This window comes from Microbacterium amylolyticum (assembly GCF_011046975.1).
GTDB lineage: Bacteria > Actinomycetota > Actinomycetes > Actinomycetales > Microbacteriaceae > Microbacterium > Microbacterium amylolyticum.
Genome location: NZ_CP049253.1, coordinates 1,125,940 through 1,141,400 on the forward strand (window position 1 = coordinate 1,125,940; position 15,461 = coordinate 1,141,400).

At 65.6% G+C, this 15,461-nt stretch carries 16 protein-coding genes; 5 read left to right on the plus strand and 11 right to left on the minus strand.

Annotated elements, in window-relative coordinates:
* Nucleotides 1-65: 65 nt before the first annotated feature.
* Complete coding sequence (locus tag G6N81_RS05435; protein ID WP_241245080.1) at nt 66-1,319, minus strand: isochorismate synthase; 1,254 nt, start codon at nt 1,317-1,319, stop codon at nt 66-68.
* Nucleotides 1,320-1,353: 34 nt separating this feature from the next.
* On the opposite strand from G6N81_RS05435, the gene G6N81_RS05440 reads away from it, so the two are divergent.
* Nucleotides 1,354-1,908: a DUF402 domain-containing protein gene (locus G6N81_RS05440; RefSeq protein ID WP_165134161.1), complete on the plus strand. Its 555-nt coding sequence runs from the start codon at nt 1,354-1,356 to the stop codon at nt 1,906-1,908.
* Here G6N81_RS05440 and G6N81_RS05445 read toward each other — a convergent pair.
* From G6N81_RS05445 to G6N81_RS05465, 5 genes are all read right to left on the minus strand, one after another.
* A complete protein-coding gene (locus G6N81_RS05445; RefSeq protein ID WP_165134164.1) occupies nt 1,905-3,023 on the minus strand; it encodes a glycerate kinase in 1,119 nt (372 codons plus the stop codon). The two genes, G6N81_RS05440 and G6N81_RS05445, sit on opposite strands and share 4 nt — an antisense overlap.
* A 133-nt stretch (nt 3,024-3,156) precedes the next feature.
* Nucleotides 3,157-3,243: an LPXTG cell wall anchor domain-containing protein gene (locus tag G6N81_RS12935; RefSeq protein WP_165137807.1), complete on the minus strand. Its 87-nt coding sequence runs from the start codon at nt 3,241-3,243 to the stop codon at nt 3,157-3,159.
* Nucleotides 3,204-4,283: a carbohydrate-binding protein gene (locus G6N81_RS05455; protein ID WP_165134167.1), complete on the minus strand. Its 1,080-nt coding sequence runs from the start codon at nt 4,281-4,283 to the stop codon at nt 3,204-3,206. The genes G6N81_RS12935 and G6N81_RS05455 overlap by 40 nt, the downstream gene beginning before the upstream one ends.
* 156 nt (nt 4,284-4,439) lie before the next feature.
* Nucleotides 4,440-6,164 carry a 2-succinyl-5-enolpyruvyl-6-hydroxy-3-cyclohexene-1-carboxylic-acid synthase gene (menD, locus tag G6N81_RS05460; RefSeq protein WP_165134170.1) on the minus strand — a complete coding sequence of 575 codons (1,725 nt, stop codon included), beginning with the start codon at nt 6,162-6,164 and terminating at the stop codon, nt 4,440-4,442.
* Entirely contained in the window at nt 6,130-6,522 is a 393-nt protein-coding gene (locus G6N81_RS05465) for a PLD nuclease N-terminal domain-containing protein (protein ID WP_165134173.1), read from the minus strand. The genes menD and G6N81_RS05465 overlap by 35 nt, the downstream gene beginning before the upstream one ends.
* 69 nt (nt 6,523-6,591) lie before the next feature.
* Between G6N81_RS05465 and G6N81_RS05470 the strand changes: the two genes are divergently transcribed.
* On the plus strand, nt 6,592-6,888 hold the full coding sequence (locus G6N81_RS05470) for a DUF4229 domain-containing protein (protein WP_165134176.1): 297 nt from the start codon (nt 6,592-6,594) through the stop codon (nt 6,886-6,888).
* A gap of 56 nt (nt 6,889-6,944) precedes the next feature.
* Here the strand turns inward: G6N81_RS05470 and G6N81_RS05475 are convergent, their stop codons facing one another.
* Nucleotides 6,945-7,325, minus strand: a complete 381-nt coding sequence (locus G6N81_RS05475) for a helix-turn-helix transcriptional regulator (protein ID WP_206527907.1) — start codon at nt 7,323-7,325, stop codon at nt 6,945-6,947.
* A gap of 22 nt (nt 7,326-7,347) precedes the next feature.
* Between G6N81_RS05475 and G6N81_RS05480 the strand changes: the two genes are divergently transcribed.
* Nucleotides 7,348-7,521, plus strand: a complete 174-nt coding sequence (locus G6N81_RS05480) for a hypothetical protein (RefSeq protein ID WP_165134179.1) — start codon at nt 7,348-7,350, stop codon at nt 7,519-7,521.
* A 19-nt stretch (nt 7,522-7,540) separates the two neighbouring features.
* On the opposite strand, the gene G6N81_RS05485 is transcribed toward G6N81_RS05480, so the two are convergent.
* Nucleotides 7,541-8,506 (minus strand): 1,4-dihydroxy-2-naphthoate polyprenyltransferase, encoded by a 966-nt coding sequence (locus G6N81_RS05485; protein WP_165134182.1) that lies wholly within the window; start codon nt 8,504-8,506, stop codon nt 7,541-7,543.
* A 77-nt stretch (nt 8,507-8,583) separates the two neighbouring features.
* On the opposite strand from G6N81_RS05485, the gene G6N81_RS05490 reads away from it, so the two are divergent.
* Nucleotides 8,584-11,541 (plus strand): AfsR/SARP family transcriptional regulator, encoded by a 2,958-nt coding sequence (locus G6N81_RS05490; RefSeq protein ID WP_165134185.1) that lies wholly within the window; start codon nt 8,584-8,586, stop codon nt 11,539-11,541.
* Between the two features lie 150 nt (nt 11,542-11,691).
* On the opposite strand, the gene G6N81_RS05495 is transcribed toward G6N81_RS05490, so the two are convergent.
* Nucleotides 11,692-12,759: a hypothetical protein gene (locus tag G6N81_RS05495; RefSeq protein ID WP_165134188.1), complete on the minus strand. Its 1,068-nt coding sequence runs from the start codon at nt 12,757-12,759 to the stop codon at nt 11,692-11,694.
* A gap of 156 nt (nt 12,760-12,915) precedes the next feature.
* Between G6N81_RS05495 and G6N81_RS12560 the strand changes: the two genes are divergently transcribed.
* Nucleotides 12,916-14,007, plus strand: coding sequence for a hypothetical protein (locus G6N81_RS12560; RefSeq protein ID WP_206527908.1), 1,092 nt, complete (start codon nt 12,916-12,918; stop codon nt 14,005-14,007).
* Between the two features lie 53 nt (nt 14,008-14,060).
* Here the strand turns inward: G6N81_RS12560 and G6N81_RS05505 are convergent, their stop codons facing one another.
* Together G6N81_RS05505 and G6N81_RS05510 are read right to left on the minus strand one after the other, a co-directional pair.
* Nucleotides 14,061-14,432 carry a VOC family protein gene (locus tag G6N81_RS05505; protein WP_241245081.1) on the minus strand — a complete coding sequence of 124 codons (372 nt, stop codon included), beginning with the start codon at nt 14,430-14,432 and terminating at the stop codon, nt 14,061-14,063.
* Nucleotides 14,429-15,385 (minus strand): PrpF domain-containing protein, encoded by a 957-nt coding sequence (locus G6N81_RS05510; RefSeq protein WP_165134191.1) that lies wholly within the window; start codon nt 15,383-15,385, stop codon nt 14,429-14,431. Before G6N81_RS05510 ends, G6N81_RS05505 begins: the two co-directional genes overlap by 4 nt.
* Nucleotides 15,386-15,461: the final 76 nt, after the last annotated feature.

Consider the following 15,461-nt stretch of genomic DNA (forward strand, 5'->3'; position numbering starts at 1 on the left):
CCGAGGTCGGGCCGCTGAAGAGAAGTCACCCGCCGAGTCTACGACCGCCAGATCAGACTGCTCTCCTAGGCGAGAGCATCGACAATCGGACGGAACTTCACGCGCGTCTCCAACAACTCCGCATCGGGGTCGGAGCCGGCAACGATTCCGCCACCCGCGTGAGCCGTGACGGTGCGCTTGCGCCCGGTTGGCGGGCCGAACTGCGCCCCGCGCAGCGCGATGGCCCACTCGCCGTCGCCGTTACCGTCGATCCAGCCAACCGGACCGGCGTACCTCCCGCGATCGAACGGCTCGATGCGGCGGATCTCCTCGATCGCGCGATCGGTGGGAGTTCCGGCGACGGCGGCCGTCGGGTGCAGCGCCCGTACGAGGTCAAGCGCGGAGGCGCCGCCGGCAAGCTCACCGCTGACATCGGTCGCGAGGTGCCACAGGTTGGGCAGTTCGAGCGCGAACGGCTCCCCCGCGGGTGTGAGGTTCGTTGTGTGGGGTTTCAACGACGCGAGGACGTCGTCGATGGCGAAGCGGTGCTCCGCCCGGTCTTTTTCGCTCGAGAGCAGCGCGTCGGGGATTCCGGTGTCTTCTGCTGCGTCGGCTCCACGGGGGTGAGTTCCTGCCAGCACCCGCGCAGAAACAGCTCCGCCGTGCACAGTGACGAGCGTTTCCGGGCTCGCCCCGATCATCCCGTCGACGGCATAGGTCCAGGTGTCGGGATAGTCGTTCGCGAGCGCGCGCACCAGCCGCCTGAGATCGGATCCGCGCGGAACCGACCCCATGATGTCGCGCGCGATCACGATTTTGCGCAGATCGCCGTGCTCAATGGTGGCCAACGCTTCACGCACCGCCATCTCGTGGCGCGCGGGGTCCATGGCGCCGGGCCCGAGTGTGGCGGACCAGGAGCCCCCCAGATCGGTCGGGCCGAACTCGGCGGGGTCAAGACGGTCAGCAACGGCAATGCGGGTGACCCACCCTCGGCCGCCCCGGCGCCCGACAATCGTGGTCGGAACGATCAGCGTCGACGGCAGTTCCGATTCGTCATCAAACGCGATCGCGCCGAAGCCCACCAGGCCCGTTCCGGGGATCTTCACCTCGTCATCGACCTCCGTTGCCTGGGAGACCGCTCGCCAGAGATCAGCGATCGCGGAGATGCGCCCGTCTTCGGCGACATCGATGTGCAGGAGATCGGGCCCGGAGGCGACCATGCCGTCGCCCTTGCGCGTCCAGACGAGAGGACTCTCGGCCGACGCGAACAAAAGCGTGTCAGCGGGTTCAATCTCGCGCGTTGTGGCAACGAGGCGCGGCAAGGAGAGCGGTTCGGTCACTCGGGACATCATATTCGCGAACTATGGTCGAAGGATGAGTACCACGTCCCCTCCCGGCACCAGGATGCACATCAATTGGCGCAAGTGGGATGGCGGACCGCACTGGGTACACGATGTGATCTACCTCGGTCGCGATGAGTGGGGCGCGTGGTTCGGGCAGCGGGCGGGCTGGCGAAGCCACCGGCCGGGCCGGGACACTCTGCTGAAGTCCGACTGCGTCATGCTCCTCCCCGACCCCGAGCCCGGAAGCGATCACGGCGCGGAATGGGTGTTGACGGTGAACGCGGCGCCTCAGCGCACACGCATCTATATCGACGTCGCATGGGAAGCGCAGTGGGTCGGTGCGGAGCCGTCGGCGATCGATATGGATCTCGACGTCGTGCGGCGAACGGACGACCGCGGCATCTACATCGACGATGAGGATGAGTGGGAGGAACATCGCGCCGAGTACGGATATCCGCTTCACGTGGTCAATCGTCTCGAGCCGCTCGCTCAGGACCTCAAGCGCCGTGTCGCAGCGCGCGATGCCCCGTTCAATGAGGCGACGACCCACACGTGGTTCGACGTTCTGTACGCCCTGAAGCTTTAGAGCTCGGCGGCGAGCTGTTCCCCCGCGTCACGAAGCCAGCGCAGCGTATCAGCCATCGCAGCGTCGGATGACCCGGCGATGTCCGTCAGCGATGCCGCGGCGCGGAATGCCGTGGTGTCACCATCGATCTGTCCAGCGACAAGCGCAACGGGAATGCGGGCCGCACCGGCGAGGCCCGCGACGTGCGACGGGACCTTCCCTGCGGCGGATTGTCCGTCGAACTTCCCCTCGCCGGTGACGACAACGTCGGCGCTGCCGATGGCATCAGCGAGATCTGTCAGATGCGAAATCTCCTCGGCTCCCGCCGTCAGCTGAGCGCCCCACACGAGCAGAGCGAATCCTGTGCCTCCCGCGGCTCCCGCCCCGGGTGCCCCTGCGAGATCGGCACGCCCGACGAGGCCCGCGAGCCGGGCGAGGGCGTCATCAACACGGGCAATGTCGTCGGGCGCGGTAAGGCCCTTCTGCGGCCCGAATACCGCGGCGGCCCCGCGCGGGCCCGTGAGGGGGTTGGTCACATCGCTGAGGACGAGCACGCCCCCCGCGGGCAGAGCGCGCAGACCGGTCACGTCGACACGAGCGAGGTCCGTCAGGCCCCGAGCGCCAGAGGTGATCGACGCGCCGAAATTACCGAGGAAACGGGCGCCGAGAGCCGTGAGCAGGCCCGCGCCGCCATCGGTGGACGCAGAAGATCCGATTCCGAGAATGAGGCGCGAGATGCCCGCGTCAAGGGCGGCGACAATCGCCTGGCCGAAGCCGAGTGTTGCCGCGTCCCAGGGGCAGCGTTCCTCCCCGAGTAGCTCGATACCGCACGTGCTCGCGAGCTCAACGACTCCCGTTCCTCCCGGAAGCTCATCCGTTGCCGGCAGGCGCAACCAGGAGGCATCGACCGGAAACCCCGTGGGACCCGTGACACGAACGGCAACGCGGGTGGCGCCGGGCACGGCCTTCTCGAATGCGTCGAGAGTTCCCTCACCACCGTCTGCCATGGGGCGCAGGTCGAGGTGATCTGCGGGAGCTGACCGCACCCAGCCTTCGGCGATGGCCACCGCGACGTCGGCGGCGGTGGCGGTTCCCTTGAAACTGTCGGGTGCGATAACGACACGGCGATGAGTCATAGGCACCATCCTGCCGGATCCGGCAGCCGCTCTCGTCATGTCGCCTGCGCAGACGATCACAACGACTGAGGCGGGGAACCGGCTCAGCCAGTTCCCCACCTCAGTGTGTGATGTCCCGCAGAGCGGTTGCTCCTCAGACCTCCGTCCGGCGACGGATGATCAGGAAGCCCGCACCCGCGATCAATGCGAGAACTCCGGCGCCGATCGCGATGCCCGCGATCTGACCGCCTGTTGCCCCAAGGAGCCCGGCTCTTCACTGATCTCGAATGTGTTCCATGCCGCAAGGGTGCCGTCGAGCTCCAGCGCGACGAGGTGGTGCTCACCCTCATCTAGGTCCGGGAGGTCGAAGGTTGCCGCACCGTTGCCGTTCAAAACGGCCGCGCCCAGCAGAACGGGCTCCGAGTGAACGTAGAACACCACCTCATCGCCGGCCCGATCATCGTCCAGCATTCCGGTAATGCGCCCGTCCGCAATCTGAATGGCCAGGGTCTGCTTGTCTGCCGTCAGATCTGCGAGGTCGATCGGACCGGGGATCCGGCGATCGTCTCCGTCATCGGCGGCGTCCGGCCCGGCGCCGCTGCCGTCGGAGCCGTTCGCAGCATCGCTACCCTCAGCATCCGCTCCAGCATCGCTACCGTCTGTATCGCCGGTCGCGTCAGCGTCGTCATCGTCATCCGCGACGATCGCGTCACCGATCGTGGCGCCAGCTCCCTCGGTGCTCTGCGCCGCGAGGGTCACGGTGTTGAGCCCCGCTTCCAGCACAACCGTTGTCTCAGCATGGTCCCGGACCTGCCACTTGTAGCCGAGTGGGAGGAAGATCTCCTGCTCACTCGAATCGTTCACCCGAACGAATACATTCGTGGGCCCGTTCTCCGAAACAGCGCCGAAGGTGTTCAACGCGTTCGCGAACACCGACAGATCGTATTCGCCAGCAACGGGAACGGTCACGTCGAAGTTGATCGTGACATCGCTGCCCGTGCGCAGACCACCGACGTTGGCGCCGCCCGAGTTGTAGAAGGCGCCGACGTTGTTCGTCGATCCCGTGTCGGTGTTGATCGAGTGGCCGGAGCCGGTAAAGCTGGCGTCCTCGGCCTCGTAGGAGCCGGCCCAGGCGATCGGGTCGACCTGTGTGGTCTCCCCTTCGCCCGCCGGAGTCACGATGACCTCATAAGCGGAGGCCTCCTTGATCAGCGGCAGGTCCTGTCCATCAAAATCGACCGAAACGCGGCCGTCGACAACGGATGCGGTGTACTCCGTCAACAGCCTCGGCTGCGCGAGACGCCCGCAACGCGGGCGACGTCTCCGATAGTGGCCACGATGTCTCCTTCTGCCGGCAGCCTTGCCGAACCGGTTCGACAACAGCGGATGAGGTTCGGTCATGGCAACCTCCGCTCCTGTATCGACGGAAGTCGGACCTCAGCGCGTCAGAGGGACTTCGATGATGCGAGGCGCGGTCATCACCGAGGTGAGCGCCTCGTCCAGCTGGGCCCGAGTTGTTGCCGTGACGTGTTCCCAGCCGTAGGCCGAGGCGAGCGCCGCGAGATCGGCCGATTGCGGGGTGTATTGCACGCGCCGCATAGCATCGTCGCCCGCTGACTTCGCGACCTCAAGGCCGTCGAAGATCGTGCCTCCGCCGTCGTTACCGACAACCACCTGGACACGCGTGGCGCTCTCCCCCGCAGGTATCAACAGCGCGCCGACGTCGTGCAGAAAGGCGAGATCACCTGTCAGAATGCGGGTGACTCCGACGTCACCGGTGGCACGGGCGGCGAGCGCGATCCCCAGACCGGTAGCGATCGTTCCGTCGATTCCGGCGAGACCGCGGTTCGCGTGTACCGGGATGCGTTTGCCACCCAGTACCTCGTCGGCAACCCTGACGAGCCTGCTGGAAGCGAACATCAGGCGATCGTGCGGCCATGTCGCCCGCCACACCCCCGCGACCAGTTGTACGCGGTCGAGTGGCGTGCGAACGGCATCAAGCTCGGCACGAACAGCGCCCAGCCGCGTTTTCGGGTCGGTGGACTGCAGCCCGTCCAGATCAGGAGCCGACGTATCGAGATCAACGGTGTGCGCGCGCGAAAACCTGCTCCATGCGGAGTTCCACTCGCGGTCGGGCTCCCCCGCACCGACCGCAACCGCATCCGCATGCACGGTTTTACCGTTGAGGTTCAGCGGTTCTCCTGTGCCGCGAACAGCGATGATCTCGACATCGGGGTTCGACAGCAGCGCGGCGGTCTCTCTGGCCAGCGTGGGGTGACCGACGACAATCACGCGCTCGATGCGCCCGCCCAGGTCGAGGTCACGGAGCGCTTCGCGGTAGCCGTTCACCACTCGACGCCCAAAACGCGCTCCGCTGACGACCTCGGCGATCAACGGCCACCTGCCCTGGTGCGCGATCACCTCGGCGTCAGACCCCGCATCCGCCCCGGCGACAACCACGGTGCGCGGTCCGGGTGCAACGGTCACGGGCTCGGGCATTTCGGGGATCAGCTGCCGCGCCTGCCGCACGGGCTCGCCCGAGCCTCGTCCTCCGCTCGCGAACCACTCGGGGATCGCCCCACCGAGGGGTTCGCGGAACGGCAGATTCAGGTGGACGGGGCCTTGAACGCTCTCCCCCGCCGCCGCAACGAAGGCGCGAGCGGCAAGCCGCACCATGTCGCCGACATCGGACTCGGAATCCGGCGTCGGCGCATCCACCGCAAGGCGTACGGAATCTCCGAAGATCCCCGGCTGATCAGTGGCCTGATTGGCGCCGACTCCGCGCAGCTCGAGAGGGCGATCGGCTGTCAGCAGCAACAACGGAACGCCGGAATGGAACGCCTCAAGCGTTGCGGGAAGCAGGTTGGCGACCGCCGTTCCCGACGTGCAGATCACGGCCGCAGGAACGCGCGTTTCGCGCCCGATGCCCAGCGCCATGAATCCGGCAACGCGCTCGTCGATGCGAACGTGGAGCGAGATCCTGCCCTGCCGTTCGAGGTCTGCTGCGGCGAGCGCGAGCGCCTGCGAACGGGAACCGGGGCTGAGCACAACGTGCCGCACACCGAGGGAAACGAGGGAGTCAAGCAGCTCGCAGGCCGCGTTCATCGCGGGCGATGACGCCGACACGTTAGTTCCGAACGGGGCTCTGCCCGTCGTCGTCATCCTCGTCGACTTCATCATCGCCATCGCCCGGCTTTTCCGCCGAGGGAGCGTTGAACTGCTCCTCCGCGTCGAGCATGGCGAGCTCCTCTTCGATCTGACGAATTCGTTCGTCTGCCGCCGTGAGGAAACCCGGGTTGTCGTCGGGAGCAACGGGCCGCGACGGGGGCTGCTGTCCCTTACGGGCGCGGCCAATCGTCAGCCAGAGGATTCCGCCGATCACGGGAACGAGGGTAATGACCACCCACGCCCCCTTGGGAACGCCGCGATGCCGGGTCTCGGGCTGCGTCGCGCAGTCGACGATCGCGAAGATCGTGAACACGACTGCCGCGACCGACAGGATGATGAGAAAACGGGCCACGTACCCATCCTATGAGGCAGACCCTATGGACGGCCCGCACACACAGGTCATCTGCGTACCCTGGGTCGCGTGAAGATTCGATCCGTCGTTGTGTATACGATCCTGCGCCTGGCGTTCTTCCTGGTCCCCCTGGGCATCATGATGCTGTTTCCCGCGTTCTGGGGCATGTGGTGGCTGGCAACGCTCTTCGCCGCGATGATCGGCATCAGCCTCTCGATAATCTTCCTGCGTAAACCTCTCGGCGAGGTGTCGGAAGGCATCTACGAGCGCCAGCAGGCCAAGAAGCGTCCGAAAACGCCAGCCGAGATCGACGCAGACATCGAAGATGAGGCCAACGAGGGCGCACAAAGCGACGAGGTGTCCTGATCAGGTCACGTCGTGGACATCACTGATTCGCACCAAAGTTGCTCGTGAGCCAGCCCTCAACCGAGGGATTCCCGGCCATGCTGATCGGTGTAGTCGAACGTCAGTCGCGCATCTGTTGCGACGGCATCGGCGATCGTCCCGACCATCTCCCAGTCAACGGAAGCGGGCGCCTCGCGCGATATTTGTGTGGATAACGCCACAGCCGCGGCACGCCTCCGCAAACGTGCGGGAAGCACCTGCTCGAGCTTTGTGCGAGCCGTCGCGGCGGAAGAATCGTCCGGCGACCAGGCTTCGAGGATGAGCAGGCTAGTCACGATGGTCGAAACCTCGTCTGGGCTCAGCAACAACGGCGGGATCTTCATGCTCGGTCGCAGCGCGTACTCAGCCCCTGGTCCCGGACGCGAGTGCACGTCGTAGCCCAGATCGCGAAGGCGCATCGAGCGCATCACGGATGAAGAGATGCGCGAGCAGTACGTTCAGGCAGGTATGCCCGCCCCGATGGCCGAGGCGATCCTCGGAATGTCCACGGGACGACGAGACGGCTTCACCCCCGAGCAAAGCCGCTCGGTGATCACCACCACCCCCAGCTCACTGCGGGGTTGGATCCGCGAAGAGCTCCGACCGCTCCTGTGACCCTGCCCGGTGCGGGCGCTCAGCCGATGAACGCCCAGGCGAGGAAGAAGCCATAAATGGGGGACGCGATCGACGTCAGGGCGAGAGCCGTGACGAGTTCGCGGGGCGTGCGGTGGCTCCACACGATCGTGATGGCAACGGCCGCCGGGATCAGGGCGAAGAACGACAACCACGCGGGCGGATAGAACACCGCCAGCCAGGCGGCGATCGCGAACGCAATCGCGATGAACACGGTGAAGAGCACCTTTGTCCACGTGCGGCCGATGATCACCGTGAGTGTGCGCTTTCCGGCGACACGATCCTGATCGATGTCGCGAAGGTTGTTCGCCAGCAAAACAGCGCACGCAAGAACACCCGCCGCAACCCCGCCGAACCAGGCCTCCTGCGGCAGGAACTGAACCTGCACCCACGTTGTGCCCAGCGTCGCAACAAGGCCGAAGAAGACGAAGACGAAGAGCTCGCCGAGGGCGTTGTAGCCGTACGGACGCTTGCCCCCCGTATAGAACCACGCGGCGATGATGCAGGCGGCGCCGACAGCGAGCAACCACCATTGCTGGGTGTGAATGACAATCGCCAGCCCCGCCACCGTGGCAAGGCCGAAGAACGTCAGCGCCGTGATGAGCACCGTTTTCGCCGGAACGCGTCCCGACGCCGTCAACCGCGCCGGGCCAACACGGAAGTCGTCTGTTCCCCGCACACCGTCGGAGTAGTCGTTCGCGAAGTTCACACCGATCTGCAGCGCGACCGCCACAACAAGGCACAGCAGCGCGATCACGCCGCGGAGTGCGTTATCGGGGCTGGCGAGAACCGCAGCGCCCGTCCCGATGAGCACGGGAGTAATCGCCAGCGGCAACGTGCGCAGACGCGCAGCGCCGATCCAGTCGCGAGCCGTCACGGGCCCGACTGGCGCCCCCGAGTCATCGATCTGCGTTGATCGCTTGGCGGGGTTGCCGCTGATGTGCTTCTGGTGCTTTGAGGAGGCCACGCATCGATCGTACTTCTCGGCCCTGCTTCCGCCAGCCGCCGTTCCGCGCTACGTTCGCACGGAGGGAAGGCGAATCTATGTCGACGGGAATCTCGACGGTTGGCGTGGAGAGGCGTGTGCACGTCAGGGTGCTCGGACAGCCCGAAGTAGACGACGACGGCCACAGGATCACCGTTCGGGGTGAACGTCGTCAGGCCGTTCTTCTCGCCTTGGCTCTCGCCGGCGGAGATCCGGTGACGCGGGATCACCTGATCGAGCGCGTCTGGGGCGATGACGCTCCGTCAACCGTTTCGACGTCGCTTCGCGTCATCATTTCTCAGCTCCGGCGCGAGCTCGGAGCGCAGCTGATTGAGACAACGGATGCCGGGTACCGCCTCGCTGCTCTGCCATCACACATCGACGCCATCGAATTCGGCCGGCTGGTAGAGGAGGGACGGGCGCTGGTCGGGGCAGGCAGCTTTCGCGCGGCCAGAACGGCGCTTCACACGGCACTGTCTCTCTGGAACGGTGTGCCCGCTGTCGCGGATGTTCCCCTCGCCGCTGACGTCGACGAACTCACCAGAATGCGCAGCGACGCAACATTCCTTCACGCGCAGGCCGACCTTCACTGCGCGGACACTCCGATCAACATTGCCGTGCTTGAGAATCTCGTCGACGACCGACCGTACGACGAGAACGCATGGGCTCTTCTGATGACCGGGCTGTTCTGGGCGGGGCGACAGGCCGATGCGCTGGAGGCGTTTCGTGCCGCGCAGCGCACTCTTCGCGATGATCTCGGAATCGACCCCGGCCCGGCGCTGGTCGATCTCGAAACGGCGATTCTCACCCAGGATCCGCGCCTCGCCCCACCCGCATCGGCGCGGGTGGACGTGCCGGGCTTCACGACGCCGTTCGTCGGACGTGACCGGGACGTCGCACACGTCGCGGAGCGCCTCTCTCGTGAACGCCTCGTAACGATAACGGGCATCGGTGGCGCAGGAAAGACGCGCGTCGCCGCCGAGGCCGCGCGAGTCTCCGCGGCGGACTTTCCTGGAGGAGTCGCTTTCGTCGAACTCGGCAGTCTCACCGATGGCCTTCTACTGCCGCGCCGCATCGCGTCCGCGCTCGATTCACGATCCGAGAGCATCGACGGCCTCGGAGAAGACATCGGCTCCCGACGCGTTCTGATCATCCTCGACGCGGCTGAACACCTCGCGCACGAGACGGCACACGTGATCTCAGCACTCCTCGAGCGTTGCCCGGCGTTGTCCGCTCTCGTCACGAGCCGTGTGCCGCTCAACCTGCGTTGCGAGACGGTGTACCCCCTCGACATGCTCGATGTTCCGTCCACCGACACCGTCGATGCGTGTGCGGCCAGTGACGCCGCGCAGCTCCTCTTACGGCGCGCAACAACGGCGGACCCGACGGTGGCGCTCGGCTCCCACAACGCGACGACGGTCGCCCGGATCTGCCAGTTGCTCGACGGGCATCCCCTCGCCCTGGAACTTGCCGCGGCACGCTGCGGTGTGCTCTCGCTCGACGATGTGCTCGACCAGCTCCGTTCAGACGCCCCCTGGCGCGCGACCGATCGTGATCGTCCGACACGGCAGCGTTCGTTGTCCGATGCACTCGCGTGGACGATCGGGGCGCTCTCACCGACGGCGCGTACGCTCCTCATCCGGCTATCCGTCTTCCGCGATCCGCCCACCCTCGACGGGATCCGCCACGTCTGCAGTGGTGGCCGCGTCACCGAGGAGACCCTGGTCGATGCTGTCGACGAGCTCCTGACAAGCGCGATGCTCCGCGTTGTCGCTGGCGACCCGCGCCGGTATCGGCTCCCGGGTCCCGTTCATTCCATCGCACAATCTCTGCTGGACGCCTCAGGCGAAGAGGTTGATGTCAGGGCACGCGGAGCCGAAGCCGTCGGTCACCTCCTGGAGGGGGCGCGCTCCGCCGTGGCCTCGCCTGATCAAGCAACGCTCTTCGCTCGCGTCGATGCTCACATCAACGACGTGCGCGCGGCGCTCGACGATGCGCAGCGGAATGATCGCGCCGCACTCGCGGTGATGTGCGTTCAGCTTCGCCAGTACTGGACGGCCAAGCGCCTCCACGACGAGGCGCGCACTCGCCTCGATGCCGCGTTCGCGGCCGATCTCGCCCCCGCCCTTCTCGCTGATCTTCTCGAAACGTCCGCCTGGTTTCACCTCGATGCCGGCGACGCCCCCGCGCTGGTAATTCGCGATGCGACGCGGTGCCGCGACATTCGTGAAGAACTCGGGGATAGCGCCAGCGTCGCCACGGCGCTGATGCTGTTGGGGGCCGCGGCGTCTCACGAGGGCGACCACGACTCGGCCGCCGGGGTGTTCTCCGAGGCCCTGGTGATCGCCCGCCGCGAGGGTGATCCAGTCGGCATCCTGCGGGCGAGTTTCAACCTGGCCCTTGCACAGCAAAAGCTGGGCCGACTCGCTGCTGCCGACCGTGCTCTGGTGGATGCGCTCTCGGCCGCGCGACGTGCGCGTCTTCGGACTTTCGAGGCCCTCGTGCTCGAGCGTCGTTCGTACATCGCCGCAGAAGATGACGCACCAGAGCTCGCGCGATCATTCGCGCATGCTGCCCAAACGATCCGCACGGAGCTCGGCGATCAGCTAGAACTGTGCCGCAGTTTCTGGAGCGTGGCCCTGAGCGAGCACGCGGTGAACGAGCATGATGGCGCTGTCACCAATCTGATCTCGTCGATCCGTATCGCTCAAGAGCACAATTTCTCGGACGCCTGGTGGGTGCCCGGTATTCTCGAGCTGGCCGCGACGCTCCTCGAGAGCGACGGTGCATTGCTGTCGGCGGCGCGACTTCTCGGAGCGGCGTCCGCGTTGCGCGATCGCGAAGGAGTCGGTCCCGGGACGCAGACCGTTCCCGGTCTTGAACAGCTTCGTGCCTCGCTGAAGGATGTTCTGGGCACCGAGCAATTCACGTCTGAGCACACCGCGGGGGCGACGCAGACGGGGCCTGATGCCCTCGCCCTCGCCGGAGAAGCGCTGGGAGCCCGCGCTCCGGCGTAGGAGCACCTGCCGTTCGGTGCGTATTCGAGCCTTGCGCGGGCGCGGCGTCGCATCAACATCGACGCCGCGCGCTTCCCTCACGAAGGAAAAACGGTGTGCTCGGCGCCGAAATGCGCTCGTTTCGGCACCGCACCGCACATTCTTCCTTCGTTAGGGCGCGGCCGTTCCTGCGCGCTCCGCAGCTGTCTTTCCCTCTGACTCCTCGGCGGTGAACGGCAGCGCCACCTCAACAGGCTCGTCCCAGTGCATATAAGGGTGCGCCTGCGTCAGGACATAGTCACCCCAGTAGTCACTGGCGACCGTGAAAGACGCTCGGATGTCGCGAAGCGAGTCCCCCGCGTGCACGCAACGATCCGATACGCCGTCGGCGAGAACCGTGCCGCCATCCGGAAGAAGCAGCTGCCAGTCCCGTGCTTCAAAACATGACATGCTCGCGCCAGAATTGACGATCGAGTACTCGATAGCGAGAGTGGCCTCTCCGTCGGGCCGCATTCCGTTTCCGCGTCGCCAGTTCACCTCTGCGAGCGTGATTGTGATCGTCGTATTCAGGTGTTCTTTCTGCAAAACCAGTTCTTCCCCAACGAGGCTCTCAATGTCGACGGGCAGCCGGGTGATGGTGCCATAGTCAACCCCCAGCGCAATCGAGGAGATACTCTGCCCCGGCGCACCAATCATCAAGAACGCCGCGTCCGGATCGAACGTTTCCCACTGATCGCTGCTCAGCGTGACGATCATTTCTCCTGCGTTCGATGCGTTGCCGGGCACACTGTCGAGAATCCCGCTCGCGTGTGCCTCGTACGTGTCCTGCCCGTGTTCCCATCGCAACGCGATCGGCGCCATCGGTTGGATGGATTCAGCGCGCGGGTTGGTGATGCGAAGGTCAAAGGCGATACTCACCGCCGGGTCCTGCGTTCTGCTCTCGGCATCGACCTCGTCGAGGGTTCGCATTCGTTCGAGGGTGTACTCGAGCTCAGACTGGTACACCGTCACGTCGAATTCTCGGTCATCGAAGGCGACGTCAACGCTCGGTTCGTTCACGCCTTCTGTCTCGCCGCCACCGTCGTCGGGTGTGCTGCCGGAATCCTGCTCTTGCGCTTGGGCGACTTCTTCCGCTGCTGCGTCGATCGCGTCTGTCACATCTTGCACCTGTTCCAGCGTTCCGCAGCTCGACAACAGTAGAACTGTTCCGACCATGCCGACCATCATCATCCCCCGCATGTTTCACTCCCTTGTTCGATGTGATGCGTCCACCGCCGTTCTGGCGATATCGTCATCGTAAGACGAGGGGTGTAATCGCTCCGTAAAACCCACACTTACGCACGATTTACAGGGGCAGCGCTACTCTCGGCACACACGTTCTTCCGGGGAGGAAAAATGGACTTCACCTATAAAGAAGCACTCGCGCTTCTGAAAAAAACGACGCCCTTCTTGCTATTTCGGATCCTTGTCTACGGTGGGATCGCAGTCGCATGGATCATCATCACGGGCATCGGCGCCGGTATCGGCGCCGCGATCGGCGTCATCGGGGGCTCTGCCAGCGGAGGCGCCTTCGTCGGTGGGCTGATTGCTTTTGCTGCATGCGGCGGCGTTCTTCGCGTGTTGCGCCGCTACTTGCTCTATCTGGTTAAGGGCGCCCATATTGCCGTGCTCGTTGAGGCGATCGACGGTCGCCCTCTGCCCGCTGGCAAGGGACAGGTCGCGTTCGGGCAGCAGGCTGTGAAGGAACGCTTCGTCGAAATGTCGGTGTTCGCGGGAATCGACGCGATCATCAGCGCCGTCCTGAAGGCATTTACGCGGCTGGTCGATTTCGTCGCCGGGATCTTGCCGATCCCCGGCCTGCGCGCCGTTGCGGGGATCGGAAGTGCGATCGTCACCAACTCGCTGACGTACGTGGACGAGGCGATCATTGCGCACAACCTTCGCGTGCGCTCCACCAACCCCTGGGAGACAAGCCGCCAGGGCCTCATCCTCTACGCACAGAACTACCCGCGCTTCCTCAAGAACTCCGTGAAGCTCACGCTGGGAGTGTGGGGGCTGACGGTCCTGATCTTCCTCGTCTACCTCGCCCCGATCGCCCTGTTCATCTGGATTCTTCCCGTGCAGGGAAATCTCGTTGCTCTCCTGATCGCGTTCTCCCTCGCCTGGGCGACGAAGGTCGCGCTTCTCGAGCCCTTCGCCGTTGCCGCAATCCTCGTCGCCTGGCCCAAGATCATCGCGGGGCAGGTGCCGAACCCGGAGTGGGAGGCGAAGCTGTCGCAGGCGAGCAAGAAGTTCGGCGATATGGCGGGCAAGGCGCGCGAGTGGGCAACGAAGAATCGCTCACAGCCCCCGCAGCAGCCGGCGTCACCCGCGCTCGGATCGCCGCAGGCACCGCCTGCACCACCTGCTCCGACCACACCAGCGCCTCCCGCACCCCCGGCGCCTCCCGGGGCAGGGACCCCGCCGAACACACCGCCGACGGCGTAGGGAACCGATGTGCGATCGCCGGCCGGAACACTCGTTCCAGCCGGCGATCGCCCCTAGACGACCGGAGTGCCGTGCGTGTGGAAGCTCTCGATCGTCTTCATCCCCCACGCCTGGCCCTTTTTGCGTTCTTCTTCGCTCCATTCGACAACGGGCTGGTCCGGGTCAAGCAGAAGCCGCGCTCCGGCATTGGCGAACTCGATGCGATTGCCGCCCGGCTCCCACACGTAGAGGAAGAAGGTCTGGTTGATCGCGTGCTTGTGCGGACCGGACTCGATGTAGATGCCGTTTTCGAGGAAGATGTCCGCGGCCTTGAGGATGTCCTCGCGGGTGTCCGGCGCAAACGCGATGTGGTGGAGACGATCGCCGTGTTTGGTCCAGTCGTCGCTGCCGAGGTGGGCCACGTCGAAGGAGGTGTAATGGGTCATGATGCTGTCCTCTCTGACGGCGATGACGATAACGATGATGTCGGGTGTGCGGGGAAGACTCTTCCGTCGAAGAGCGTGCGCGCGGTGCGCAGCGAGGCGGCGCGGGTCAGGCGCCAGCGGCCCGCTTCGCGGGCAAGGGCAACGTCAACGGCGAACGACCCTGTCGGGTGCTCGGCGACAAAGGGCTCGTCCGTGGCGGGAAGCGCCGCGCAATCGTGGGCGACGGATCCCACGGCGAGCGCACCGGCGGCCAGCGTCAGCGCCCCCAGAACCCCGATTGACTGGTGCACGCGGTGCGGAATGAACGTGCGCGCGGTGATCGCACCTCCGGATCGTGGTCTGCTGACGATCACGGACGGCATCCCCGCGTCGACGCAGGTGACGGGAACACCGTAGATCTCGTCACGAACGGACCCGGTGGGAAACAGTGCTCCCGTCGATGAACCTTCGACGTCGAGGAAGTCCAGACCGATCGGCGCGGCGGTTCCCGGCACGCCCTCGATCGCCAGGTCGCCGGTTTCGGAGACGACGCCGCCCGGCATGCGGACGGTGGCCGTGCAGCGCCCGCCCGTATTGACCATGTGAATGCGCACCCGGGTTGTCTCGGTGCCCACCGGGACGAGTCCCCGTTCGATGGCAAAGGGACCAACCCCTGCCAGCAGATTCCCGCAGTTCTGCCTGTCCGTGACGATGGGCTCGTCAACACCTACCTGCAGAAAGAGGTAGTCGACATCGGCGTCGTCCACGTCTGATGGTGAGATCACGGCGACCTTGGATGTCAACGGGTGCGCGCCGCCGATTCCGTCGATCTGTCGCGGGTCGGGCGATCCCATGATCCGCAGCAGAAGGGCGTCACGCTCGCGCCTGTCCCCCGGCAAATCCTCTGCGAGGAAGTAGGCCCCCTTCGAGGTTCCTCCGCGCATGAGCATGCACCGGATCCCGTCAGCGGGCATCGTATTCCGCCTGCGACATATAGCTGACGCCGAGGTCGTCCAGGAGCCCACGCAGCCCCTTGCGATCGAGGCTGAG

Coding starts and splice junctions, on each gene's coding strand:
- G6N81_RS05495 (WP_165134188.1), bottom strand. CDS start 12,759: ATGCGGGGGATGATGATGGTCGGCATGGTCGGAACAGTTCTACTGTTG.
- G6N81_RS05505 (WP_241245081.1), bottom strand. CDS start 14,432: ATGACCCATTACACCTCCTTCGACGTGGCCCACCTCGGCAGCGACGAC.
- G6N81_RS05475 (WP_206527907.1), bottom strand. CDS start 7,325: ATGCGCCTTCGCGATCTGGGCTACGACGTGCACTCGCGTCCGGGACCA.
- G6N81_RS12560 (WP_206527908.1), top strand. CDS start 12,916: ATGGACTTCACCTATAAAGAAGCACTCGCGCTTCTGAAAAAAACGACG.
- menD (WP_165134170.1), bottom strand. CDS start 6,164: ATGACGACGACGGGCAGAGCCCCGTTCGGAACTAACGTGTCGGCGTCA.
- G6N81_RS05510 (WP_165134191.1), bottom strand. CDS start 15,385: ATGCCCGCTGACGGGATCCGGTGCATGCTCATGCGCGGAGGAACCTCG.
- G6N81_RS05445 (WP_165134164.1), bottom strand. CDS start 3,023: ATGACTCATCGCCGTGTCGTTATCGCACCCGACAGTTTCAAGGGAACC.
- G6N81_RS05480 (WP_165134179.1), top strand. CDS start 7,348: ATGCGCGAGCAGTACGTTCAGGCAGGTATGCCCGCCCCGATGGCCGAG.
- G6N81_RS05440 (WP_165134161.1), top strand. CDS start 1,354: ATGAGTACCACGTCCCCTCCCGGCACCAGGATGCACATCAATTGGCGC.
- G6N81_RS05490 (WP_165134185.1), top strand. CDS start 8,584: ATGTCGACGGGAATCTCGACGGTTGGCGTGGAGAGGCGTGTGCACGTC.